Source organism: Mesorhizobium sp. P2_E6 (assembly GCF_056403835.1).
On sequence record NZ_JBFUEQ010000006.1, the window covers coordinates 336,648 to 359,101 of the forward strand.

Annotated in this window: 19 protein-coding genes, 1 tRNA gene and 1 pseudogene; 8 read left to right on the plus strand and 13 right to left on the minus strand. The window is 61.9% G+C overall.

Features of this window, described 5'->3' with window-relative positions:
- Nucleotides 1-2 precede the first annotated feature (2 nt).
- A pseudogene (locus AC1D08_RS17545) lies at nt 3-685 on the plus strand (NapC/NirT family cytochrome c).
- A 234-nt stretch (nt 686-919) separates the two neighbouring features.
- On the opposite strand, the gene AC1D08_RS17550 reads toward AC1D08_RS17545, so the two are convergent.
- From AC1D08_RS17550 to AC1D08_RS17560, 3 genes are all read right to left on the minus strand, one after another.
- On the minus strand, nt 920-1,372 hold the full coding sequence (locus AC1D08_RS17550; protein WP_095089016.1) for a pyridoxamine 5'-phosphate oxidase family protein: 453 nt from the start codon (nt 1,370-1,372) through the stop codon (nt 920-922).
- Nucleotides 1,373-1,717: 345 nt separating this feature from the next.
- Nucleotides 1,718-2,602, minus strand: a complete 885-nt coding sequence (locus tag AC1D08_RS17555) for a metal-dependent phosphohydrolase (RefSeq protein ID WP_095089014.1) — start codon at nt 2,600-2,602, stop codon at nt 1,718-1,720.
- 220 nt (nt 2,603-2,822) lie between these two features.
- The gene (locus AC1D08_RS17560; protein WP_477423655.1) at nt 2,823-3,890 is read right to left on the minus strand and encodes a cyclic nucleotide-gated potassium channel; all 1,068 of its coding nucleotides are present in this window, start codon (nt 3,888-3,890) and stop codon (nt 2,823-2,825) included.
- 583 nt (nt 3,891-4,473) lie between these two features.
- Between AC1D08_RS17560 and AC1D08_RS17565 the strand changes: the two genes are divergently transcribed.
- Nucleotides 4,474-6,309 carry a TPR end-of-group domain-containing protein gene (locus AC1D08_RS17565; RefSeq protein ID WP_477423657.1) on the plus strand — a complete coding sequence of 612 codons (1,836 nt, stop codon included), beginning with the start codon at nt 4,474-4,476 and terminating at the stop codon, nt 6,307-6,309.
- A gap of 144 nt (nt 6,310-6,453) precedes the next feature.
- Nucleotides 6,454-6,540 (plus strand): TPR end-of-group domain-containing protein, encoded by an 87-nt coding sequence (locus AC1D08_RS17570; RefSeq protein WP_477228456.1) that lies wholly within the window; start codon nt 6,454-6,456, stop codon nt 6,538-6,540.
- Nucleotides 6,541-6,568: 28 nt separating this feature from the next.
- Here the strand turns inward: AC1D08_RS17570 and AC1D08_RS17575 are convergent.
- Both AC1D08_RS17575 and AC1D08_RS17580 read right to left on the minus strand, forming a co-directional pair.
- Nucleotides 6,569-6,645, minus strand: a tRNA-Arg gene (locus AC1D08_RS17575).
- Nucleotides 6,646-6,730: 85 nt separating this feature from the next.
- Nucleotides 6,731-7,894 carry a M20 aminoacylase family protein gene (locus AC1D08_RS17580; RefSeq protein WP_477228390.1) on the minus strand — a complete coding sequence of 388 codons (1,164 nt, stop codon included), beginning with the start codon at nt 7,892-7,894 and terminating at the stop codon, nt 6,731-6,733.
- 217 nt (nt 7,895-8,111) lie between these two features.
- Here AC1D08_RS17580 and AC1D08_RS17585 point away from each other — a divergent pair, with 217 nt between their 5' ends.
- Together AC1D08_RS17585 and AC1D08_RS17590 are read left to right on the plus strand one after the other, a co-directional pair.
- A complete protein-coding gene (locus tag AC1D08_RS17585; protein ID WP_457153955.1) occupies nt 8,112-9,281 on the plus strand; it encodes a D-alanyl-D-alanine carboxypeptidase family protein in 1,170 nt (389 codons plus the stop codon).
- Between the two features lie 4 nt (nt 9,282-9,285).
- Nucleotides 9,286-10,380 (plus strand): CobW family GTP-binding protein, encoded by a 1,095-nt coding sequence (locus tag AC1D08_RS17590; protein WP_457153956.1) that lies wholly within the window; start codon nt 9,286-9,288, stop codon nt 10,378-10,380.
- 3 nt (nt 10,381-10,383) lie between these two features.
- On the opposite strand, the gene AC1D08_RS17595 is transcribed toward AC1D08_RS17590, so the two are convergent.
- The 5 genes from AC1D08_RS17595 to AC1D08_RS17615 all read right to left on the minus strand — a co-directional run bounded on the left by AC1D08_RS17595 (nt 10,384) and on the right by AC1D08_RS17615 (nt 14,409).
- Complete coding sequence (locus AC1D08_RS17595) at nt 10,384-10,641, minus strand: sulfurtransferase TusA family protein (protein ID WP_457153957.1); 258 nt, start codon at nt 10,639-10,641, stop codon at nt 10,384-10,386.
- A gap of 55 nt (nt 10,642-10,696) precedes the next feature.
- Entirely contained in the window at nt 10,697-12,016 is a 1,320-nt protein-coding gene (locus tag AC1D08_RS17600) for a L,D-transpeptidase family protein (protein ID WP_477228457.1), read from the minus strand.
- Nucleotides 12,017-12,234: 218 nt separating this feature from the next.
- Nucleotides 12,235-13,185: an acetyl-CoA carboxylase carboxyltransferase subunit alpha gene (locus tag AC1D08_RS17605; protein WP_457154042.1), complete on the minus strand. Its 951-nt coding sequence runs from the start codon at nt 13,183-13,185 to the stop codon at nt 12,235-12,237.
- A gap of 99 nt (nt 13,186-13,284) precedes the next feature.
- Entirely contained in the window at nt 13,285-14,220 is a 936-nt protein-coding gene (locus AC1D08_RS17610; RefSeq protein ID WP_457154043.1) for a site-specific tyrosine recombinase XerD, read from the minus strand.
- Between the two features lie 36 nt (nt 14,221-14,256).
- On the minus strand, nt 14,257-14,409 hold the full coding sequence (locus AC1D08_RS17615) for a histidine kinase (RefSeq protein ID WP_095084921.1): 153 nt from the start codon (nt 14,407-14,409) through the stop codon (nt 14,257-14,259).
- A gap of 210 nt (nt 14,410-14,619) precedes the next feature.
- Here AC1D08_RS17615 and AC1D08_RS17620 point away from each other — a divergent pair, with 210 nt between their 5' ends.
- The 3 genes from AC1D08_RS17620 to AC1D08_RS17630 are packed head-to-tail and all read left to right on the plus strand — an operon-like array spanning nt 14,620 to nt 17,305.
- Nucleotides 14,620-15,231 (plus strand): shikimate kinase, encoded by a 612-nt coding sequence (locus AC1D08_RS17620; protein ID WP_095085024.1) that lies wholly within the window; start codon nt 14,620-14,622, stop codon nt 15,229-15,231.
- Complete coding sequence (gene aroB, locus AC1D08_RS17625) at nt 15,228-16,412, plus strand: 3-dehydroquinate synthase (protein WP_457154044.1); 1,185 nt, start codon at nt 15,228-15,230, stop codon at nt 16,410-16,412. The genes AC1D08_RS17620 and aroB overlap by 4 nt, the downstream gene beginning before the upstream one ends.
- On the plus strand, nt 16,409-17,305 hold the full coding sequence (locus tag AC1D08_RS17630; RefSeq protein WP_457154045.1) for an HlyC/CorC family transporter: 897 nt from the start codon (nt 16,409-16,411) through the stop codon (nt 17,303-17,305). Before aroB ends, AC1D08_RS17630 begins: the two co-directional genes overlap by 4 nt.
- 218 nt (nt 17,306-17,523) lie before the next feature.
- Here AC1D08_RS17630 and AC1D08_RS17635 read toward each other — a convergent pair whose 3' ends face one another.
- From AC1D08_RS17635 to AC1D08_RS17645, 3 genes are read right to left on the minus strand one after another with little or no spacing between them, the layout of a single operon-like run.
- Nucleotides 17,524-19,065 carry a SpoVR family protein gene (locus tag AC1D08_RS17635; protein ID WP_457154724.1) on the minus strand — a complete coding sequence of 514 codons (1,542 nt, stop codon included), beginning with the start codon at nt 19,063-19,065 and terminating at the stop codon, nt 17,524-17,526.
- Nucleotides 19,066-19,073: 8 nt separating this feature from the next.
- The gene (locus AC1D08_RS17640) at nt 19,074-20,387 is read right to left on the minus strand and encodes a YeaH/YhbH family protein (RefSeq protein WP_457154723.1); all 1,314 of its coding nucleotides are present in this window, start codon (nt 20,385-20,387) and stop codon (nt 19,074-19,076) included.
- 17 nt (nt 20,388-20,404) lie between these two features.
- Nucleotides 20,405-22,354, minus strand: a complete 1,950-nt coding sequence (locus AC1D08_RS17645; protein ID WP_095084916.1) for a PrkA family serine protein kinase — start codon at nt 22,352-22,354, stop codon at nt 20,405-20,407.
- Nucleotides 22,355-22,454 lie beyond the last annotated feature (100 nt).

Sequence of the window (22,454 nt, forward strand, 5' to 3'; positions counted from 1 at the left end):
GCATGCAGCGGATAAAAAAAATTGCGCTGTGGGCAGGGCGCATCCTCACCGCCCCAGCCGCAACCCTCAGTCTCGCATTCCTGACGCTCGGCGGTTTCGTTGGCGGCGTCATGTTCTGGGGCGCTTTCAATACTGCGCTTGAGTTGACCAACACCGAGCAATTCTGCATTTCGTGCCACGAGATGGAGGACAACGTCTATCAGGAACTGACGCGGACGGTCCACTTCTCCAACCGTTCTGGAGTCCGCGCTTCTTGCCCGGACTGCCATGTGCCGCACAAATGGACCGCGCGCAAGATGCAAGCTTCGAAAGAAGTCTGGGGCAAGATCTTCGGCACCATCAACACGAGACGCAAGTTTCTCGACATGCGCCTCTATCTTGCCGAACATGAGTGGGCGCGGCTGAAGGCCAATGACAGCCTCGAATGTCGTAACTGCCATTCGTCGGTCGCCATGGACCTGTCAAAGCAGACCGTGCGGGCCGCCGAAATCCATACACGCTACCTGCTTTCCGGCGAGGCGACATGCATCGACTGTCATAAGGGCATCGCGCATGAGTTGCCGAATATGGAGGCGTCGATCCGGGCTGGAAGGTGCGGCCGGAACTCCAGGGCGAGAAGCTTCCAAAGTCCTCCGCCATCGACGAACTCGAGCGTTTGATGGCGACTTATCATCCCGGGCGCTAGTCTAAAGGACGGCGGTTTCGCATGATCGCCCATCACCAACAAAGCGAGAAACCGTTCAAAACGCCGTATGGGTAGGATCATCAACCCCGGTATCGCTTGAACGATCAACTGTCAGGGATACGCTACTGGCGGTCATCCGACGAGGTGCCAGCCCCAGGTCTGAATGGACAGACTTGCAAGCGATTTGCCGTCCTTGCCCCACATAGCCCAAAGCTTATCTTGGGGAGGGCGCGCTCAGCAAGTGACGAGCTCGGTGTGGCCAAAGCCCTTGGAGTAATCGAGCACTGAGATGACCGAAGGCATCACGCGAAATATGCGCACCTGCTCCGGCGTCGGCATCGGGCCCGGCAGCGAAACTTGCTCGGGATACTTCAGCGGCAGCATCCGCAGGACCTTTTCCGCTTCGGCCCGGTCCACCACCGGCTGCGCACGCGCCGCCATAGAAAGTCCAGTGATGTCCATCACCTGTGGCGCGTCGTGATCGATGGTCAAGGACACGCGATCGTCTCGCGCCAGATTCGCAGCCTTTTGGCTTTCCAGACCGCAGAGGAAGTAAAGCGTAAGACCTTCGTTAACGTAGCCGACGGTCGTCGCCTGCGGCCAGCCGTCCGGCCTCAGCGTTGCAACCGTCATGATCCGATGCTGATCCAACAACGTCTCGATCTTGTTTCTGCTCTCTTCGTCCATCTGCTGTCTCCAAAATCATTGCTGACCGTGACCATGGTAGGGGCCGTAGGGCCGTCTCGCATTGACGCACATCAACACAATGGCGGGCAAACGCGCATCGGTCGCGTTCGCTGGCGGAACGAAAGGCAAATCAGTTGTGCCCGCTCTGCGGCAAAAGGTTCGTTTCCTTGGCTATGCTCAATGTCAGCATTTCGCAGCGCCAAGCGGACTTGGCCAGCGTGCGCAAAGCGCGGCAGGGGATTGTCGAGTTGCGGCCGGGGACGGCGAGAGCCACTCCCCGTCGACCCAATCGCTGGTTCGCAGCCGGCTCGGCACCGGCGGAAAAGAGGGAACAATCCCAGGCTCTTAAGTTACCACCGAAAGGCTCGCCGAGGTCGGCTGCAACACGCCGGGGAACGGGCCGATCCTGGCGCGATGCCCGGACTGAAACAGGTTGCTGTGGAGGTTGGCGATCCACTGCTTGCCTTCCGTCGTTAGCTCCAGATAGCGGATCGCGTCGCCGATATAGGGCTCGACCTGCAGCGTGAAGAAATCGGTGAAGATGGCGCCGAGATCGGCGGCGGTCTTGCAGCCGAGCTTTTCCACCATCCCGATCTCAGAGAACTCGGCAAACAGCGCCGGCAGCTTGCGGTGATAGAAGGGATCAGCGAGCTGGCCAATCAGGTCCGCGGCCCTGACCAGCGCCGGCTCGGTGTTGGTGACCTGGTAGGCCGGATCGTTCGGCACCGGAAAGCGCGTCATCTCGATCGCCGCGACGATGCGCTCCTCATTGACGAACTTCGAGGAAGCAAAACGTTGGCGCGCATAGATTTTGGCGCGCTCGATATGATAGGGCGCAAGCACCGCGTCGGAGGCGCCGCGCGGTGGCGTAAAGACGTCGCCGGCCTCGTTAATGACGAAGCTGTCCTCGGTGTCGCCCTGGCACACGCCGTGGACCATGCCGATGTCGTGGACAAGCAACGCGCAGGTATAATGCAGCCAGTCATCGGGGGTCAGGGATTCCGAAAGCAGCCGGCCGCGGATGATCTGCTGGCCAGCGAGCGTAACCATCAGCGTGTGCTCGATGTTGTGATAGAGGGCATTCGAATTGCCGATGCGCTCCAGGACAAGGCGGGCCGCTCCACCTATGTAGCTCGCATATTCCGGATTGCGATGCGAGAAATACTGAAGATAGAGGTCTGACAGATAGTCGCCGAGCCGGTCGGCCATGATGGAGATTGGATTGAGCATGACAATCGTTCCTGACCGCTTTGAAGCATGACAAGTCGCGCCGCGCGGCGGCCATCCTAGCACAGTTCCCAGATATTATCTTAGGACCGAGGCCACCGAGGCAGCGGCGACTACCGAATGTCGCTGCGGTCGCCCTCGCCACTCACGAAACCGTGGCCGCTGTCGGTGCTGCACACATCGACGACACACGATCACACCCGGGACTGCACACCAGATACGGTCAAGCCGTCGGTGCCGCGCTGCGCCGCTCGAGCGCGGTCTTGCGGATGATTTCCGCGATCTCCGGGCTGCTGCTGCACAGCATTTGGAAATCCACCGCATGCAGCGACAGGAGTGAGACCATCGTTGCAGCGCTCACGGTCGCCGAACGCGGTTCGCCGCTGATCAGCGCCATCTCGCCGAAGAAGGCGCCAGGGCCAAGCTCCACCGGGTTCGGCGTCGCGACGCTGACGCGCCCCTCTACGACGAAGAACATCTGATCACCGGGTTCGCCAATACGGCAGATCACGGCGCCCGCCGGCACCATGCGAGGTCTCAACGCGCGCACGATCTCGACCAGAACGGCCGGGCCGAGCTTCTGAAACAACGGCACGGTGGCGACCAATTGCCAATTACGGACGAAATCCCCGCGACGGACTTCTTGATAGAAGCCGGTGGCAAGAATACCGGCCCAGAGCCCGAAGATGCCGATGCCACTCATCATGACCGCCCCAGCAAGGACGCGGCCGGCGAAGCTCTGCGGAATTTCGTCGCCATAGCCGGTGGTGGACAGCGTGACCACAGCCCACCACATTGCCTGGGGGATGCTGCCGAACTTTTCCGGTTGGATGTCGCGCTCGATGACATAGGCGGCCAGCGCGACAGCGAACAGAACGACGCCGAAGAGCGTGGTGACGCCGATCAGGTTGCGCGCTTCGTTGGCCAGGACCCTGCCCAGCACCGGGAAGAAAGTCGAGTCGCGCAGCGGTTTCAACAGCCAGACAGCACAGTAGAGGCTCCAGTCGGGGGTGCCGACAAGCAGAAATGCAGCGAGTGGAACCAAAACCGCGAGCACATCAATAGCGATCGCCGGCGTCCTGTCCCGAACGTCGCCCGCCCGGCGTTTGAGCAGCGTCGCGGCCAGTTCCAGGAGATAGGCTCCCCAAATGACTACGAGCACGGCAGCCAGAGCCAGTCTGCTTCGTCCGGAGATGTTCGGAGTCGTGAGCGTAGCCACCGCCAAAAGGCCGGGCGCAGCCAGAACCGCGTTGAGCGGCGCGTATATTCTTAAGAAACGCAGTACCGACATTCTGTGCCCACGAGCCGCTTCTACCTCCAGAATAGAATGCCTTCAAGGCAAGCGCAAAGGTGCTTGCTGGCGTTGCGATGTGCGTCACCGCGGTGAACCCAGATGTCCGGGATTGCTTCGTGACCGGACGTGAACAGACAGGCCACAACCGGTGAGAATGACCCGATCCGGACACAGAGACGGATCGCAAATACTCGGGAGAAACAGAGACCGGCTGGGCGACCAAGCCCGACTGATCAGAGATGGTCCAGTCTATCTTACGGATAAGTCGAGCGAATTTCGGGCTACCTAGCATAGTTCAGTTTTGCCGTGACTGAGTGGTGAAGGCGGCGGTCTCGCGCTAACCAGTCTCCGCCTGAATTCCCTGAAAACAGGAAAGCAGCGAATTCGCTCGCAACAAGGCTTTGCTTCGAAGGCATCGATCGCGATAGGCGCGGATCGCGGCATGAACGGACATTCGAGCAGCGGTTTGCCAGTTTGCCCTTGTGCGAACGCCGGTATTCTTCCTCTGGTCGGCGAAAAGCTGCTTGCGACGTGGGGAAACTGCTAAGGTATGCTTCCGAAGGAAGCGGGGCAACCGAGTATGGAACGACGCCTGACCGCAATATTGGCCGCCGACGTGGTCGGCTATTCCAGGCTGATGGGGCTTGATGAAGCTGGCACGCTGTCGGCGCTCAAGACGCATCGGCGCGAGATGGCCGACGGCAAGATCGCCGAACACCAGGGCCGCATCGTCAAGCTCACGGGCGATGGCATGCTGGTCGAGTTCCCGAGCGTGGTGAACGCAGTGGCGTGCGCCGCTGACATCCAGCGCCGGATGCACGAGCGCAATGTCGACGTGCCGGAGGAGCGCCGCATCGAATTCCGCATCGGCGTCCATCTCGGTGACATCATCTTCGAGGACAACGACATCTATGGCGACGGCGTCAACATAGCGGCGCGCATCGAAAGCATCGCCAAGCCCGGCGGCATCGCGGTGTCCGGCTCGGTCCGCGACAATGTCGGCAACCGGCTCGATCTCTCCTTCGAGGACACCGGCGAGCAGACGCTGAAGAACATCGACCGGCCGGTTCGAGTCTACAATGTCGACCTCTTCGCCGGCGCGGCGTGGCCCAAGCCAGCGCCGGCGAAGGAAAAACCGTCGATCGCTGTGCTGCCGTTCAACAACATGAGCGGCGACCCGGAGCAGGAATACTTCTCCGACGGCATCACCGAGGACATCATCACCGACCTGTCGAAGATCTCCGGCCTGTCGGTGATCGCCCGCAATTCGGTGTTCACCTACAAGGGCAAGTCCGTCGACGTGCAGGAGGTCAGCCGGCGGTTCAATGTCGCAACGGTACTTGAAGGCAGCGTCCGCAAGGCCGGCCAGCGCGTGCGCATCACCGCGCAGCTGATCGACGGCAAGGACAGCACGCATCTGTGGGCCGATCGTTACGACCGTGACCTGACGGACATCTTCGCGATTCAGGACGAGATCACAAAAACGATCGTCGATCAGCTCAAGGTCAGGCTGCTGCCGGAAGAAAAGAAGGCGATCGAGGCGTCGCCGACCGAGAGTGTCGAGGCTTACACCTACTATCTGAGAGGCCGTGAGTTTTTCCACCGCGGCACGAAGCTGAACTACCGGCTCGCCAGACGGATGTTCACGATGGCGATTGAGCTCGACCCTCTCTATGCGCGCGCCTATGCCGGCAGCGCCGATTGCGACTCCTTCCTGTTCCTCGACTACAGCGAGGAGGTGTCGCTCGACGGCATACTGGCCAACGCCGCCAAGGCGCTCGAGATCGAAAGCGGACTGGCCGAAGCGCATGCCTCGCGCGGACTGGCCCTCTCGATCGGCCAGCGGTACGACGAAGCGGATCGAGAATTCGAGCAGGCGATCGCGGGCAACCCCAACCTGTTCGAAACCCATTATTTCTACGCCCGCAGCTGTTATGCGCGGGGAAAGCTCGAAAAGGCCGCCGTCCACTGGGAGCGCGCCGCCGAGATAGACCCCAACGACTACCAATCCCTGCTTTTGCTAATTCAGATCTATCGCACGTTGGGACGGCATGAGGAACAAAGGGAGACTGCTCGCAGGGGTGTTGAGCGAGCCGAGCGCGAGTTTGCAAGGAATCCGGAAAATCCCCGGCCTGCCTACCTCGGCGCCAACGCGCTCGCCGGACTTGGCGAGTTCGATCGGGCGAAGGAGTGGGCCGCGCGCGCTTTCGCGATCGACCCCGACGATGTCCTGACCCAATACAACCTTGCCTGCTTCCACTGCTTCCTCGGAGATTTCGACCGGACGTTCGACATGCTCGAAAGCGTGATGCCGCGCGCCAACCACGAGATGAAAGCGTGGGTTCTGCAAGACTCGGATTTTGATCCGCTGCACAGCCTTCCGCGCTGGCAGACGGTGCTGGAGCTTGCGAGTTAGCAATGGAACGACGCCTGACCGCAATATTGGCCGCCGACGTGGTCGGCTATTCCAGGCTGATGGGACTTGACGAAGCCGGCACGCTGTCGGCGCTCCTGTGCCATCGACCTGCTGGAGCCCTATTTGCGGCTGGTAGGGGACCACATGAAATCATGGTTCAAGAACGATTCGGATTTCGATCCCATCCGCAGCCACCCGCGCTACAAGGATCTGCTGAAACTAATCAGCTAGCGACAGCGCCATATTTGCTGTGAGTGATTGGTGATCCCGACAGGAATCGAACCTGTGACCTACAGATTAGGAATCTGCCGCTCTATCCTACTGAGCTACGGGACCACGCGGCCAGACACATAGCCGCTTCGGATCGTTTCGCCAAGAGGCCGGCCGAACGCAATTCGGCCGGCCCCGTGGGCGACACGCATCAGGCGGCGAGTGCCGTCTCCGCCAGTTTCACCCAATAGCTCATGCCGTGCGGGATGACCTCGTCGTTGAAGTCGTAGGCCGGGTGGTGGAGGCCGGCGGTGTCGCCATTGCCGATGAAGATGAAGGCGCCGGGGCGGGCTTCCAGCATGTAGGAGAAATCCTCGCCGCCCATCACCGGCTGGATGCCGCGGTGCACATGGGCATCGCCGGCGACACCGGCCGCGATATCGCTGGCAAACACCGTCTCTTCCGCATGATTGAAGGTCACGGGGTAATTCGCCTGATAATCGACCTCGATCCTGGCGCCAAACGCGGTCGCCAGCCCGTCGCAGATGGCGCGGATGCGCTCTTCGGACTTTTTGGCGATTTCCTTGCGCAGGGTACGCACGGTACCGGCGATTTCGGCCGTCTCGGGAATGATGTTGTAGGCATCGCCGGCATGGAACTTGGTCACCGACACCACCACGGCCTCGACTGGATCGGTGCTGCGCGAGGCGATCGTCTGCAAGGCGCCGACCAGCTGGCTGGTGATGACGATCGGGTCGATGGTGCCGTGCGGCATTGCTGCATGGCCGCCCTTGCCGCGCACGGTGATGGTGAACTCGGCCGTCGCCGCCATGATCGGGCCCGGGCGGATGGCGAACTGCCCGACAGGCAGGCCGGGCATGTTGTGCATGCCGAACACCTTGGAGATGTCGAAACGATCCATCATGCCGTCCTTGACCATCTCGTTGCCGCCGCCGCCGCCTTCCTCGGCCGGCTGGAAGATCACCGCCACCGAGCCGGTGAAGTTGCGCGTCTCGGCGAGGTATTTCGCAGCACCCAAAAGCATCGCCGTATGGCCGTCATGGCCGCAGGCGTGCATCTTGCCGGGAATGGTCGAGGCGTAGGGCTTGCCGGAGATCTCGTTGAGCGGCAGCGCATCCATGTCCGCGCGCAGGCCGATGGTGGGGCCTTCGCCCTGGCGGCCGCGGATGATGCCAACCACGCCGGTCTTGCCGAGGCCGGTCACCACGTCGTCGCAACCGAAGGCCTTTAGCTTCTCGGTGACGAAGGCGGCGGTCTTGAAGACGTCGAAGTTCAGTTCCGGCGTCTGGTGCAGATGCTGGCGCCAGCCGGCAACTTCGTCCTGCATTTCGGCGGCACGGTTCAGGATTGGCATGATGGTTCCATCTCGCTGTTGGGACAGGCGGGTGTTGTCCGCTGCCTTGCAATTGTGATCGTCAGGCGCTTTGCCATGTTGGCGTCACATAGAGTAAATAGCACCGCAACGATGCAGTCCGGTTTTTGAGGGTCGGACTGCATCGTGCTGGCGATCGCGTAACGAAATCTTACGGAGCCAGGGGCGACTACGGCAAGAGGCGATTTCGGATTTGATCATGCGGCACAGGCATTTCCTCAAACTATTCTCGGCTGGCGCAATCGTGCTGTCGGTCCTGGCCGGGTCGGCGCAGGCCAATCCGGTCGTTGTGTTCGATCTCAACAACGGCCAGATCCTGCAGCATCAGGATGCGTTCAAGCGCTGGTATCCGGCGTCGCTGAGCAAGTTGATGACCGCTTATGTGACCTTCCGGGCGATCGCGGCTGGCGAGGTCCAGCTCGATTCGCCGATCAAGGTGACGAAACACTCGGCCTCCCAGCCGCCAAGCAAGATGGGCTTCAAGCCTGGCTCGGTGATGCGGCTCGACAACGCGCTGAAGATGATGCTGGTCAAGTCCGCCAATGACATCGCCATGGCCGTCGGCGAGAATATCGGCGGCTCGCAGGCAGCCTTCGCCGAACGGATGAACGCCGAGGCGACCCGGCTCGGGATGAACGGCACGCATTTCGTCAATCCGAACGGGCTCTATTCGCCGGACCAATATACGACGGCGCGCGACCTCGCCGTGCTGGTGATGGCCATCCGGCGTGAGTTTCCGCAATATGCGCCGTGGTTCTCGATCGAGGGGCTTGCGGTCGGCAAGAAGGCGATCCCGAACTACAATCTGCTGATCGGCCGGTATCCCGGCGCCGACGGCATGAAGACGGGCTTCGTCTGCCCCTCCGGCTTCAACATGATCGGCTCGGCGACCCGCAATGGGCGCACGCTCGTGGCGGTCGTGCTTGGCGAGAAGTCGGCAATCACCCGTGCCGAGGCCGCAGCGAAATTGCTCGACCAGGGTTTCGACACGCCGGCCGCCGGCTCGACCACCATCGCCACGCTGGCGCCCTATGGCGACACTATCTCGCCCAACGACATGCATGATGAGATCTGCAAGAAGAAGGCGCGGGCGGAGCAGTCCGAGGCACCGCCCGCCGCCGCTGCCGCCAAGGATGTGCCGAAATCGCCCTACCATGAAAAGCTCGACCATGTGCCGACGCTGGTTGCCGTCGGCCTCGGCGGTGCCACCGGTCCGGCGCCGAAGGCCATGCTCGACCAGGGCGGCCAAGAGTATGCCGACGTGCCGATCCCGAGCTGGCGTCCCGACCAGCCGGCGCCGGCCGGCACAGGCCCGGTCGTTGCCGGTCCCGCCGCGCAAGGCGACCAACCGGTCAAGGTCGCGAACTAGCCGGATGAGCGGCTTCCCGATCCCTGTTTCGGTGCTGACCGGTTTTCTCGGCGCCGGCAAGACGACACTGCTCAACCGGCTGTTGAAAGATCCGGCGCTGGCCGACACGGCGGTCATCATCAACGAATTCGGCGAAGTTGCGATCGACCATCTGCTGGTCGAGCAGGCGTCCGACGGCATCATCCAGCTGTCGGACGGCTGCCTGTGCTGCACGGTGCGCGGCGAACTGGTCGACACGCTGGCCGACCTGGTCGATCGGCTGCAGACCGGCCGCATCGCCCGTCTGGCCCGCGTCATCATCGAGACCACGGGGCTAGCCGATCCGGCGCCGGTGCTGCAGTCCATCATGGCGCATCCCGCGCTGGTCCAGGCCTTCCGGCTCGACGGCGTCATCACGCTGGTCGACGCGGTCAATGGCAATGCCACGCTCGACGCGCATGTCGAGGCGGTCAAGCAGGTGGCGGTTGCCGACCGCATCGTTCTCAGTAAGGCCGATCTGGTCACCGACCCGCATGAATTGGAAACGCTGCGGGTGCGCCTGCGGCAGATCAATCCGGGCGCCGATTTGCTTGACGTTGCCGACACGAAGACAGGCGTGGCGGCGCTGTTTGATTGCGGTCTCTACAATCCGGCGACCAAATCCGCCGATGTGCGGCGCTGGCTGGGCGAGGCGCATGATCATGATCATCATGACGGCCATGATCACGAGCATGACCACGGCCACGGCCACGATCAGCGCGTGCGTACTTATTCGCTGGTCCACGACGGCCCGGTGCCGTTTTCAGCGATCGAGATGTTTCTCGACCTGTTGCGCTCGGCACATGGCGAGCGTCTGCTGCGGATGAAGGGCGTCATCGAGCTCAGCGAAGACCCGTCGCGGCCGTTGGTGATCCATGGCGTGCAGAAAATCCTGCATCCGCCGGTGCAATTGCCGTCCTGGCCGGATGGCCAGCGCGGCACGCGGCTGGTGCTGATCACGCTCGATATGCCGGAAGACTATGTGCGTCGGCTGTTCGCCGCCTTCACCAACCGGCCGTCGATCGACACGCCCGACCGCGCGGCGCTGGAAAACAATCCGCTGGCGATCGCAGGGCGGTAAACTCTACGATTGCTGCTCGCCGCGCTCGACCAGAAAGCGATGACCGCCTGACACCGCCGCCGTTTCGACGAGATGGTGGCCGCTGTCGGAACAGAATGCCGGGATGTCGATGACGGCCAGCGGGTCGGTGGTTTCGAGCCAGAGCCGGCTGCCTGGCTGCATTCCGGCCAGCCGCTTCTTTGCTTTCAGCACAGGCAAAGGGCAGTTCAGCCCCTTGAGATCGTAGACGGTCGCAGGCTTGGAAACCTTGTTTTCAAGCATGTCGTTGTCCCAAAACCGCTACGCACCTTTGGGTGGCATGCATTGGCGAAAAACCTCAACCGCCGAACATGCCGAGCAGCTTGTTCTTCAGTCTGGTGACCCTGCTCTCGTCGGCGCTCGCCGCCTGTGTTTCAGCCTCAGGCGCGGCCTCCATGGGGGCTGAGATGGTGGCGGTGGCGACAGGCGCTTCCTTGGCGGCCTTGGCCGCCTCTTTCTGGGCTTTGGCCGCTTCCTTCTCGGCCAGAGCCTGCGCCTTGGCGGCTTCCTTGGCCTGCCTGGCTGCCTCTATGGCGGCAAGCCTCTGCTCCTCGGCCTTCTGCTTGGCGGCTTTTTCGGCGTCGAGTGCAGCCATCTTGCGGCCGGCCGGCGAATCGATGCGGCCCATGCGCGCCGTCTCGGTCACCGAGCCATCGGTGTTGAGCGACGGCGGATCGATCGGCACACGCTCGCCGCGCGCCCGGCGCTTGGACCAGTCGGAGACGATGCTGGCTTCCTTGACGCCGGCGATGGTCGGCTTCGGCGGCGGCGCGCTGGCCTTGAGCGCGCCGTTGAACGCGGCGTCATAGGTGCTCTGATAGGCGTTGTAGGCGCTCTTCAAGGAATCCGGTTGTGTGGTCGCCGGGCAGGTGCCGGTCGGATCAAATGTCTGGCCGTCGGCGGCGACCTGGTTGAAGACATAACGCTTCTCGCAGACGTCGACCTTCGGCGGCACCTTGGTGACCTCGAAATTGTCGTAGCCAACCTTCAGCATCTTCCAGAACTCATAGTTCGGGTCGTTGCGGTAGCGGGCCATGTTGGCCGCGGTCATGCGGAACGGAAAAGCCTGGATCTGGAATTCGGTCTGGCCACCCTGGAAGGCATCGCGGCCAAAGGCATAGATCTGCTCGATCTGCGCATCGGTCATCGAATAGCAGCCCGACGACGAGCAGGCGCCGTGCACCATCAGATTGGCGCCGGTGCGGCCATTGGCCCGGTCGTAGGCATTGGGAAAGCCGATGTTGAAGGACAGATGATAGTTCGAGCGCGGGTTCATCTGCGACGGGCGCACCGTGTAGAAGCCCTCCGGCGCCTGGCGGTCGCCTTCGGTGTATTTCGGCCCGAGCTTGCCCGACCATTTGCAGATGTCATAGCTCGCCACCATGTCGTAGCGGCCGTTGGTCTTGGCCTTCCAGATTTCGAGCTTGCCCTCTTCCTTGAAGATGCGGGCCATCACCGACGAGGTGCGCACCATGCCCTTGGCCCTCATGTCGGCGAGGATCTTGTCGGGCAGCGGCTTGTTGGCCTCCGGGGCAAAATCCTTCATCGACGAATCGTTGCAGCCGGCAACGCCGAGGGCAGCGATCAGGATTCCAGTGCGGGCAAGCTTGGCGAACATGGCTGCGGATATCGTCTTTTCTCTGGCGCCAAGGCGATTCATGCCAAGGCTTCTGCACTGAACGTGTACGGACACTAAGCCCGTTAACCTTGAAAATTCCTTACCGCAAGTGTCGACACGTCCCCGTGCGGCAGTCTCATTGAGCCGAATGCAGCGGCATTTTTGTGGCAAAAATGCTCCGTGCCGCCACATTGCGACGGGCGGGGCAGGGCCTTGGTTTAGAGACTGCGGCCCATTGCCAGATATTTCTCGCGGCGCTGCTCGCGGAAGTCGGTGTTGGCGCCAGAAAAATCCTTCATCGTCTTGGCGATGAGGTCGCCGGTCGCGGCAATCACGGTTTCGGCGCCACGATGCGCGCCGCCGAGCGGCTCGGGGATGATGGCGTCGATGATCTTGAGCTCCAGAAGATCCTGCGCGGTGATCTTCATGTTGGTCGCCGCGTCCTTCGATCGTGTCGTGTCGCGCCACAGGATCGAGGCGGCGCCTTCCGGCGAGATCACCGAATAGATGGCGTGTTCGAGCATGTAGACGCGGTTGGCGGTGGCGATCGCGATGGCGCCGCCCGAGCCACCTTCGCCAATGACCACCGAGATCGACGGCACTTTCAGGCCAAGGCAAGCCGAGGTAGAGCGGGCAATTGCTTCCGCCTGGCCGCGCTCCTCCGCGCCGACGCCGGGATAGGCGCCAGCGGTGTCGACCAGCGTCAGCAGCGGGATATTGAAGCGGTCGGCGAGTTCCATCAGCCGCACGGCCTTGCGGTAGCCTTCCGGCCGCACCGAGCCGAAATTGTGCTTCAGCCGGCTGGTCGTGTCGGAGCCCTTTTCCTGGCCGATGATGGCCACAGGCTCGCCGCGGAAGCGGGCGAAACCGCCGACGATCGCCTGGTCCTCGCCGAAATTGCGGTCACCGGCCAGCGGCGTGAAATCGTTGAACAGGCCCTTGATGTAGTCGACGCAATGCGGCCGGTCGGGATGGCGCGCCACCTGCACCTTCTGCCACGGCGTCAGCGCCTTGTAGGCGTCGCGCAGCGCGTCGCGGGAGCGCTTCTCGAGACGGCTGATCTCGTCGCCGACATCGACCGCCTCGCCACTCTCGGCAAGCTTCTTCAGCTCGAGGATCTTGCCCTCGAGGTCCTGCACCGGCTTTTCGAAATCGAGGTAATTGTACATGCGTGAGCGGACCGATACGTCGGAAGGCGAGGACTGACGGAACCCTGAAATCCAAGGCTCCGGGCGGTGGAACGTCGTCCTCACATAGCGATATGAGGCCTAGTCGGCAAGCGGATGATGATCGTTGACCAGCCGTACCAGCCGCTCTTCCAGCACATGGGTGTAAATCTGTGTCGTCGATATGTCGGCATGGCCGAGCAACTGCTGCACGGCCCTGAGATCGGCGCCGTTCTGCAGGAGATGGCTGGCGAAAGCATGGCGCAGCACATGCGGCGAGATCTTCGCGGAGGCGATGCCGGCCCTTGCCGCCAGCCCTTTCAGGTCGCGGGCAAAGACCTGGCGCGAGAGATAGCCGCTATCCGAGGCGGCCGGAAACAGAAACGGACTGTCGGCGAAGGCAGGCACCTTGGCGCGGGCGGCAAGCCAGCTCCGCATCGCCGTGCGCGCCTTGGCCGATAGCGGCACCATGCGCTCCTTGTCACCCTTGCCGCGCACCATGAAGAAACGGTCGTCGCGCTGCGCCACCGTCACCGGCAGGCCGACCAGTTCGGAAACGCGCAGGCCGGTGGCATAGAGCACCTCGACCAACGCATGCAGGCGCAGTGCCGCCAGCCAATCGCTGTCGCCAGGCACCGCATCGTTGCCGAGCCTGGGATCGCCGGCCTCAAGCGCTGCGCGGTCGATCAGCCGGCCGGTGTCGGCCTCGCTCATCGTCTTCGGCAGCGGACGGCCCTTTTTCGGGCTGTCCAGCGTGCCGGTCGGGTCATCCGCGCGCAGACCCTCGGCGTAGAGGAACTTGAAGAACTGACGGATCGCCGACAATTTGCGCGCCTGCGACGTCGGCGCGAAGCCACGCGCGGCGATATCGTCGAGATAGGCGCGGATATCGGTGGCGGCGGCACCGGCAAGCCCGCCATCGATCGCGTCCGAAGCGTCTTCGAGGTCGCGGCGATAGGAGGACAGCGTGTTTTCGGCGGCACCGCGCTCGACGCTCATCATTTCCAGGAAGGCTTCGATGCGGGCGGCGCTGTTCATTCGGGTTTTCTTGGGCGGGCTTTTCTTTGGCGGCGATCAGCTTTTCTTGGGATTGAGCTTTTCGGGAGGGATGCGCACGCTCATTTCCGCCTTTCTGGGCTCGACGAACATCACCAGCGCGAACATCGTACCATAGGCAATGCCGGCCAGAATCGCGAGGATCACGACAAAGCGAAACAGTGTCGGCATCAATTTTCGCCCGTCTTCTTGTTCTGCGTTTCCAAACCCTGTGCCCTTATGGGACGCCAATCCGCCCAATTCAAGGAAGAAGCTGAGGTTTGTTAGCAACTTCTGATGATGCACGGCCAGCCCATATCATGCTCAGGGCTGCTCGCTACGCTTGACGAAAACCGGCTTTTCATGTCGATACGCCGGCAAAGGGGGCACTCGAAGCATCAGATGAACGCGCTGCCATCAAATCCTCCAGAGGAGAACCACGCCGCGCTGCTTGGCCGGCTGGGCAGCCGTTCCGTCGTCTTTGTCGGGTTGATGGGCGCCGGCAAGACGGCGATCGGCCGCAAGGTGGCGGCGATGCTGGCGCTGCCCTTCATCGACAGCGACCAGGAGATCGAAAGCGTCTCGCGCATGACCGTTCCGGAGCTGTTCGAGCGCTATGGCGAGACCGAGTTCAGGGCCCTGGAGCAACGCGTCATCCTGCGCGTGCTGGAGAACGGCCCGCAGGTGCTGTCGACTGGCGGCGGCGCCTTCATGAACGCCCACACGCGCGAGGCCATCGCCGGCCATGGCGTGTCGGTGTGGCTGAAGGCCGAGCTCGACCTTTTGATGGAGCGCGTCTCCAAGAAGCAGAACCGGCCGCTCCTGAAAAGCGCCGACCCCCGCGCCGTGCTGGAGCGGCTCATGCAGGAGCGGTATCCCGTCTACGCGACATCGGACGTCACCGTGCCGACCCGCGACGACCGCAAGGAGGTCATCGCGGCCGAGGTGGTGGATGCGCTTTGCCGGCATTTCGGCATTGATGAGACTGTCCCTACAGACGAGGTGCGATCGTGAGCGCAAGTCAGCCGGTCACCGTCGAAGTCGGCCTTGGCGACCGGGCCTACGACATCCTGATCGGCTCCGGTCTGCTGTCGCGCGCCGGTGCCGAGATTTCGCGCCGCCTGCCTGGTACACGCGCCGCGGTCATCACCGATGCCAATGTCGCGGCAGCGCATCTCGACGCACTGAAGAAGGGTCTCGAAAGGAACGACATCCAGCCCACTATCATCACGCTGCCGCCCGGCGAGAAGACCAAGAGCTTCGCCCATCTCGAAGAGGTGGTCGACGGCGTGCTGGCCGCCCGACTGGAACGCGGCGACATCGTTATCGCCTTTGGCGGCGGCGTCATCGGCGACCTTGCCGGCTTTGCCGCCGGTATCGTGCGCCGCGGCATGAATTTCGTGCAGATCCCGACCTCGCTGCTGGCTCAGGTCGATTCCTCGGTCGGCGGCAAGACAGGCATCAACAGCGCGCGCGGCAAGAACCTGGTCGGTGTTTTCCATCAGCCGAAGCTGGTGCTGGCCGATACCGAGGTGCTCGACACGCTGCCGATCCGCGAATTCCGCGCCGGCTATGCCGAGCTTGCCAAATATGGGCTCATCGACCGGCCGGGGTTTTTCGCCTGGCTGGAAGAGAACTGGTCCCACGTGTTCGCCGGCGGGCCGGAGAGGGCGCAGGCCGTTGCCGAGGCCTGCCGCGCCAAGGCCGATGTGGTTGCTCGCGACGAGTTCGAGACCGGCGACCGTGCGCTGCTCAATCTCGGCCACACTTTCGGCCACGCGCTGGAAGCCGCCACCCAGTATGACGGAACCCGGCTCGTCCATGGCGAGGGTGTCGCCATCGGCATGGCGCTGGCGCACCGGTTCTCGTCGCGGCTCAACCTCGCCAGCCCCGACGATGCGGCACGCGTCGAGGCGCATCTGCGCGCCGTCGGGCTGCCGTGGCGGATGGCCGATATTCCTGGTGATTTGCCCGATGCCGAGGCGCTGCTTTCCTTCATTGCCCAGGACAAGAAGGTGTCGCGCGGTGCGCTGACCTTCATCCTGACGCGCGGTATCGGCCAGGCCTTCATCGCCAAGGATGTGCCGGCTTCGGAAGTGCTGTCGTTCCTGAAGGAGAGCCATCCGGGCGAGCAGGAAAGCCGGCCGGGCCAGCAGAAGATGCGGCCGAGCCAGCAGAAGAGCCGGCCGAGATGACCAACGAGACCGGCTGGATCGTCGTCGCTGTCCTTGCCGTCCTCGTCCTGCTGGCCGTTGCGTTGCGTGCGCGCCTGCTTGCCGCTTTCGGCTACGAATTATCGCGCATCGGGCCGCAGCGCTCGAGTGAGGCCGAGTTGCGCGGCGCGGTCGACGATTTCCGCCGCGACGGGCAGGTGGTGCGCGAGGATCGCGATCGCGTCGGCGGCCTGTTCGATCTCGCCGAGCTCGAAGTGTCGGATATCATGGTCCACCGTACCAACATGCGCTCGGTCAATGCCGACAATGCGCCGGAGGCGGTGGTCCGCGAGATACTGCAGAGCCCGCACACCCGCATGCCGTTGTGGAAGGGCTCGCTCGACAACATTGTCGGCGTGCTGCACGCCAAGGACCTGCTGCGGGCGCTCAACGACGTCGGCAACGACTTTTCCAAGATCGACGTGATGAAGATCGCCTCGAAACCCTGGTTCGTGCCGGACACCACGACCTTGCAGGAACAGCTCAACGCCTTCCTGCGCCGCAAGGCGCATTTCGCCGTTGTCGTCGACGAATATGGCGAGGTCGAAGGGCTGGTGACGCTGGAGGACATCATCGAGGAGATCGTCGGCGAGATCGCCGACGAGCACGACGTCGACATCCAGGGCGTCAAGCAGGAGGCCGACGGTTCCGTCGTCGTCGATGGCACGGTGCCGATCCGCGACCTGAACCGGGCGCTCGACTGGAACCTGCCGGATGAGGAGGCCACCACCATTGCCGGTCTCGTCATCCATGAGACGCAGTCTATCCCCGAGGAAAAACAGGCTTTCACGTTCCACGGCAAACGCTTCGTCGTAATGAAGCGCGACAAGAACCGGATCGCAAGGTTGAGAATACGGCCAGCCGGCGACGCTTAGAACAGTTCACCGTTTCACGGAAACGGCGAACGGCTCTAACTCTTTGTTTCGACGCAATTCCGGACGGAAAACCGTTTCCCACTTTCCTGGAATTGCTCCAGGGCGTGTCGCGTTGAAACGAATTCAGGCGACGTGCTTCAAGCCCCTGTTTTGATGCATGTCGCCCAAGACCGGCGCGCACTTTTTGACGCCATGAGAACCAGCGCAACTGCGCAGCTTCATTCTGTGATCTGGCTCGTCGAGCGTTCGTGGATCGTTGCCCCCGTTTCAGCGTCGACGGCGGCCAAGCTGACCTCATAACCCCAAAGCCTGCGGATGTGACGAAGCGTGGCGTCGCGGCTGGCATCCTCGAGAAGGACGCCGTCATTGACCTTGTGCTGCAGTCGCAAATGCCGGTCGCCGAGCAGATCGACATCCACCACCTGGATGTCCGGTCGCTTCGCGCCAACGTCGTAGCTGTGAGCGAGCGCGGCGCGTATCTTGGCATAGCCGCGCTCGTTGTGAATCGAGGCGACCTGGCAATGCGGTTGGTCGGCGACGTCGCCGAGCACAAAGAACCGCCATTTTCGGATCAAGGTCGGACTGAGGTACTGGCGGATAAAGGATTCGTCGCGGTGATCCGCCCAGGCGTCGAGCAGGATCTCGCGCCAGTTGCCGCGGCCGGCAATGTCGGGAAACCAGTCCCGGTCCTCGGCCGTCGGCTCTGTCGACATACGCTGGATGTCCTGCATCATGTCGAGGCCGAGAGCGTAGGGGTTGATGCCGGAAAAGCGTGGATCGTCGAACGCCGGCTGGAAGACCACGTTGGAATGATTGCGCAGGATTTCGAGCATGGCGCCTTCGCTGATCAGGCCGCGATCGAACAGCATGTTCATCAGAGTATAGTGCACGAAAGTGGCGCAGCCCTCGTTCATCACCTGTGTCTGCCCCTGCGGATAAAAATACTGTGCTATGACACGAACGATCCGGACGATCTCCCGCTGCCAAGGCTCCAGGACCAGGCTGTTCTTTTCCAGGAAATAAAGCAGGTTTTCCTCGGGCAGGTTGAGCGATTTCTTCCGCTCCGGCTCTTGCTCCTTATCGCTGACCCTTTGCTGAGAAGGCGGCAGCGTGCGCCACAGATCGTTGTAGGAGCGCTCCTCGTATTCGAGCCGCTCGCGAAGCCCTTCGCGCTGCCGCTCCGACGACAGCTTCGGCGGCCGGTGATAGCGGAACACGCCCTGCGCCATCAGCGCGTGGGCGGAATCAAGAACAGCCTCGACGGCGGTGAGGCCGTGCCGCTCCTCGCAACGGGCAATGTAGCCTTTGGCGAAGTCCAGGTAGCCGAGGATCGCCCCGGCGTCCGTCCACTGCTTGAACAACTGATTGTTCTTGAAGAAATGGTTGTGCCCGAGCGCAGCATGGGCCGTCACCAAGGCCTGCAGGGCCATGGTGTTTTCCTCCATCAGATAGACGATGCAGGGATTGGAATTGATGACCAGTTCATAGGCAAGCCCTCGCGCGCCTTTGCGATAGAGCAGATCCTGGTAGAGGAAATGTTTGCCGAAAGACCAGTGACGGTACATCAGCGGCATGCCGACCGACGAATAGGCGTCGAGCATCTGTTGGGAGGAGATGATCTCCATCTGCACGGGGTAGGTATCGAGATGAAGCTCTTCGACCGCGATTGCCTCGATCGCGTCATAGGCCCGCGACAATGTCTTGAAATCCCAGTCGGACCCTGAAAAAAGCAGGCTGGATTTACTGGCTTGTCTGGCCATCGTACCCTTCACGCTCTCTTAAGGGGAGCCAGCTGTCTGCCGAAGAGCTGGCGAAAGACCGGGTAGATATCGGCGGGCGTGGCGATGCGGCTCATCTGGAAGTTCGGCCATCTCAGGTCGATTTCGCTGTAGGCACGCCATAGCGATGTCCCGTTTTCGGTTGTGCGGAAGATATGGGCCTCACGCTCGTCGATGATCTCCACATAGGCAAAATACTGGCACAGCCGCATGAGCTTGCCGTTGAGCAAGGCTTTGCATCGCTCGGAATCGCCGGCGAAATTGTCGCCGTCCGAGGCCTGGGCGGCATAGATATTCCATTCGCGGGCCGGGTAACGTTCTTCAATAATGCGATGCATTTCCTCCAGCGCGGTGGAAACGACAGTGCCGCCGCTTTGCGTGTTGTAGAAGAATGTGTCCTCATCGACCTCCTGTGCCAAGTGCGTGTGGCGGATGAAGACGATCTCGATGCGGTCGTAGCGCCGTTTCAAGAACAGGTGCAGCAGCACGAAGAAGCGCTTGGCCAGATCCTTTTCGCGCTCGCCCATCGAGCCGGACACATCCATCAGGCAGAACATGACGGCGTTGGCGTTCGGCACAGGCTGGGGATCGAAGCGGTTGAAGCGGATGTCGACCGGATCGACATAGGCAATTCGCCGGCGGCGGCGTTCCAGCCGGTCGAGATCCTCGCGCAATGCCGCAATGCGCTGGCTTGCCGCTGCGCTGGATGGCACCAACTCAAGCGTAGCGATTTCCTGGAGGACCGCGTCCAGTTCCGCCTGCTTGGGACGCCTCAGCGCAATGCGGCGGCCATGGCTGTTGCGCATTGTGCGCCCAACATTGATGTTGGTCGGTGAACCGGTAGCGGCGAAACCAGCCCGGCGTGGTTTGAAGGCAAGGATTTCCTTGAGGTTGAGCTTGACCATGTCCGGAAGTTCGAGATCCTCGAAAAAAAGATCGAGCACCTCTTCGCGTGACAGCACGAAACGAAAGTCGTCTTCAGACGCCGTGTTTCCGGGGGACGACGCTCCCGCGCCGCCACCCTGGGCGGGCTTGGGGATCAGGTCTCCAGGGGAGAAATGCTTGTTGCCCGGCAGGATGTGCTGGCGCCTGCCGCTGTTGCGTGCGTTGTTGAAGCTCGGCTCGGCTGTGCCTCTTTCGGGCATGGGCACGGTGTGCTCGGCATCCGCGTCTGCGATCCTGCCAGCGCGGATCTGATCTCGTATGCTCCGCTTCAGTTCCTCGCGGGCACGCTTGAGGAAGCGCTGGCGATTGCCGAGGCTCTTGTCCTTTGGATTCAGGCGACGGTCGATGAAGATCGGCATGGAACCATCGGGCTCCCTCAGCCCGCCTTGTTCACCCGCATGTACCAGTCCACCAGGCGGCGCACCTGCCGCTGGGTGTAGCCGCGCTCGACCATGCGTTGAACGAATTCGTTGTGCCGTTTTTCCGTAACGCTGTCCTGCTTGGAGCCGAAGCTGATGACCGGCAAGAGGTCCTCGACCTGACCGAACATCCGCTTCTCGATGACCTCGCGGAGCTTTTCATAACTCGTCCATGACGGGTTGCGGTCGTGGTTCCTTGCGCGCGCGCGCAGCGTGAACTTCACCACCTCGTTGCGGAAGTCCTTGGGATTGGCGATGCCGGCCGGCTTTTCGACCTGCGACAATTCATTTTCCAAAACCTCGCGTTTCAAGATCTGGCCGGTGTCGGGGTCCTTGTAGTCCTGATCCTCGATCCAGGCATCGGCATAAGCGATGTAACGGTCGAAAAGATTCTGGCCATATTCGCTATAGGATTCGAGATAGGCTTTCTGGATCTCGTGGCCGATGAACTCGGCATACCGCGTGGCGATCTCCGACTTGATGAAATCGAGATAGGCTGCTTCCGATTCCTTGGGAAACTGCTCGCGCTTGATCGCCTCCTCCAGAATGTACATCAGGTGCACAGGATCGGCAGCCACTTCCTTGGTGTCGTAGTTGAAGGTCTGCGACAGGATCTTGAAGGCGAAGCGCGTGCTGACGCCCCTCATGCCCTCATCGACCCCGGCGGCATCGCGATATTCCTGGACCGACTTCGCCTTGGGGTCGACGTCCTTCAGGTTCTCGCCGTCATAGGCACGCATCTTGGTGTAGAGTGGCGAATTGTCATGCTCGGCCAGGCGGGTCGAGACGGTGAACCGGCTGAGAATGTCCAGCACCTCGGGCGCGCACGGGCTGGCGGCCAATTCGCTCTCTCGCAGCAGCTTTTCGTAGATCTGCCTCTCTTCGGTGATCCGCAGACAATAAGGCACCTTGACCACGAGGATGCGGTCGAGAAAGGCCTCATTGTTCTTGTTGTTCTTGAACTGCTGCCACTCCGACTCGTTGGAATGGGCCACGATGATCCCCTGGTAGGGAAAGGCGCCGAAATTTTCGGTACCGTTGTAGCTGCCCTCCTGGGTGGCGGTCAGCAGCGGATGCAGGACCTTGATGGGCGCCTTGAACATTTCCACGAATTCAAGCAGGCCCTGGGTGGTCCGGTTCAGTCCGCCGCTATAGGAATAGGCGTCCGGATCGGACTGGCTGAAATTTTCCAATAGCCGGATGTCGACCTTGCCGACCAGGGCCGAGACGTCCTGATTGTTCTCATCGCCCGGCTCGGTCTTGGCGATGCCGATCTGGCGCAACCGCGAAGGCATCAGCTTGACGACGCTGAACTTGGAAATGTCGCCAGAGAGTTCGTCGAGGCGCTTGGCCGCCCATGGCGAGATGAGCCCGTTCAGCCGGCGTCGGGCTATGCCGTATTTATCCTGCAGCAGGTCGCCCATGCGATCGGGATGGAAGAGGCCAAGCGGCGATTCGAAAACCGGGCTGACCTGGTTGCCGACCTTCAGCGTGTAGATCGGGCGCTGCTCCATCAATTTCTTCAGCCGTTCGGCAAGCGAGGATTTGCCGCCGCCAACCGGGCCAAGGAGATAAAGGATCTGCTTGCGCTCCTCGAGCCCCTGGGAAGCGTAGCGAAAATAGCCAGCAATGCGTTCGATCGTGTCCTCCATTCCGTAGAAATCGGAGAAGGAGGGATAGATCTTAACGGTGCGGTTCGAGAAAATGCGACCGAGCCGTTCGTCCTTGCTGGTGTCGACCAGGTTCGGCTCGCCGATAGCCTCGACCATCCGTTCAGGTGCCGAGGCATACATCGATCTGTCCTCTCGGCAGGCAAGGAGATATTGCTGGAGGCTGATTTCTTCCTGAGCCGCGTTCGCATAAATCTCCGAAAACAGGTCGAAGACGTCGGATTGATTCTCGCGCATGATACTCTGCCCTCAGAGCCGTTTTGGCCGCCTGCCGGCTCATCATGTATTCAACTGCCGGAATGCATTGTGGTTCCCTTCACACGAAGGAGAGCGCGTG

Excerpts from the sequence above, each read along its gene's own strand:
- AC1D08_RS17550 (WP_095089016.1), bottom strand. The coding sequence starts at position 1,372 with ATGGACGAAGAGAGCAGAAACAAGATCGAGACGTTGTTGGATCAGCAT.
- AC1D08_RS17555 (WP_095089014.1), bottom strand. The coding sequence starts at position 2,602 with ATGCTCAATCCAATCTCCATCATGGCCGACCGGCTCGGCGACTATCTG.
- AC1D08_RS17560 (WP_477423655.1), bottom strand. The coding sequence starts at position 3,890 with ATGTCGGTACTGCGTTTCTTAAGAATATACGCGCCGCTCAACGCGGTT.
- AC1D08_RS17565 (WP_477423657.1), top strand. The coding sequence starts at position 4,474 with ATGGAACGACGCCTGACCGCAATATTGGCCGCCGACGTGGTCGGCTAT.
- AC1D08_RS17570 (WP_477228456.1), top strand. The coding sequence starts at position 6,454 with ATGAAATCATGGTTCAAGAACGATTCGGATTTCGATCCCATCCGCAGC.
- AC1D08_RS17580 (WP_477228390.1), bottom strand. The coding sequence starts at position 7,894 with ATGCCAATCCTGAACCGTGCCGCCGAAATGCAGGACGAAGTTGCCGGC.
- AC1D08_RS17585 (WP_457153955.1), top strand. The coding sequence starts at position 8,112 with ATGCGGCACAGGCATTTCCTCAAACTATTCTCGGCTGGCGCAATCGTG.
- AC1D08_RS17590 (WP_457153956.1), top strand. The coding sequence starts at position 9,286 with ATGAGCGGCTTCCCGATCCCTGTTTCGGTGCTGACCGGTTTTCTCGGC.
- AC1D08_RS17595 (WP_457153957.1), bottom strand. The coding sequence starts at position 10,641 with ATGCTTGAAAACAAGGTTTCCAAGCCTGCGACCGTCTACGATCTCAAG.
- AC1D08_RS17600 (WP_477228457.1), bottom strand. The coding sequence starts at position 12,016 with ATGTTCGCCAAGCTTGCCCGCACTGGAATCCTGATCGCTGCCCTCGGC.
- AC1D08_RS17605 (WP_457154042.1), bottom strand. The coding sequence starts at position 13,185 with ATGTACAATTACCTCGATTTCGAAAAGCCGGTGCAGGACCTCGAGGGC.
- AC1D08_RS17610 (WP_457154043.1), bottom strand. The coding sequence starts at position 14,220 with ATGAACAGCGCCGCCCGCATCGAAGCCTTCCTGGAAATGATGAGCGTC.
- AC1D08_RS17615 (WP_095084921.1), bottom strand. The coding sequence starts at position 14,409 with ATGCCGACACTGTTTCGCTTTGTCGTGATCCTCGCGATTCTGGCCGGC.
- AC1D08_RS17620 (WP_095085024.1), top strand. The coding sequence starts at position 14,620 with ATGAACGCGCTGCCATCAAATCCTCCAGAGGAGAACCACGCCGCGCTG.
- AC1D08_RS17630 (WP_457154045.1), top strand. The coding sequence starts at position 16,409 with ATGACCAACGAGACCGGCTGGATCGTCGTCGCTGTCCTTGCCGTCCTC.
- AC1D08_RS17635 (WP_457154724.1), bottom strand. The coding sequence starts at position 19,065 with ATGGCCAGACAAGCCAGTAAATCCAGCCTGCTTTTTTCAGGGTCCGAC.
- AC1D08_RS17640 (WP_457154723.1), bottom strand. The coding sequence starts at position 20,387 with ATGCCGATCTTCATCGACCGTCGCCTGAATCCAAAGGACAAGAGCCTC.
- AC1D08_RS17645 (WP_095084916.1), bottom strand. The coding sequence starts at position 22,354 with ATGCGCGAGAATCAATCCGACGTCTTCGACCTGTTTTCGGAGATTTAT.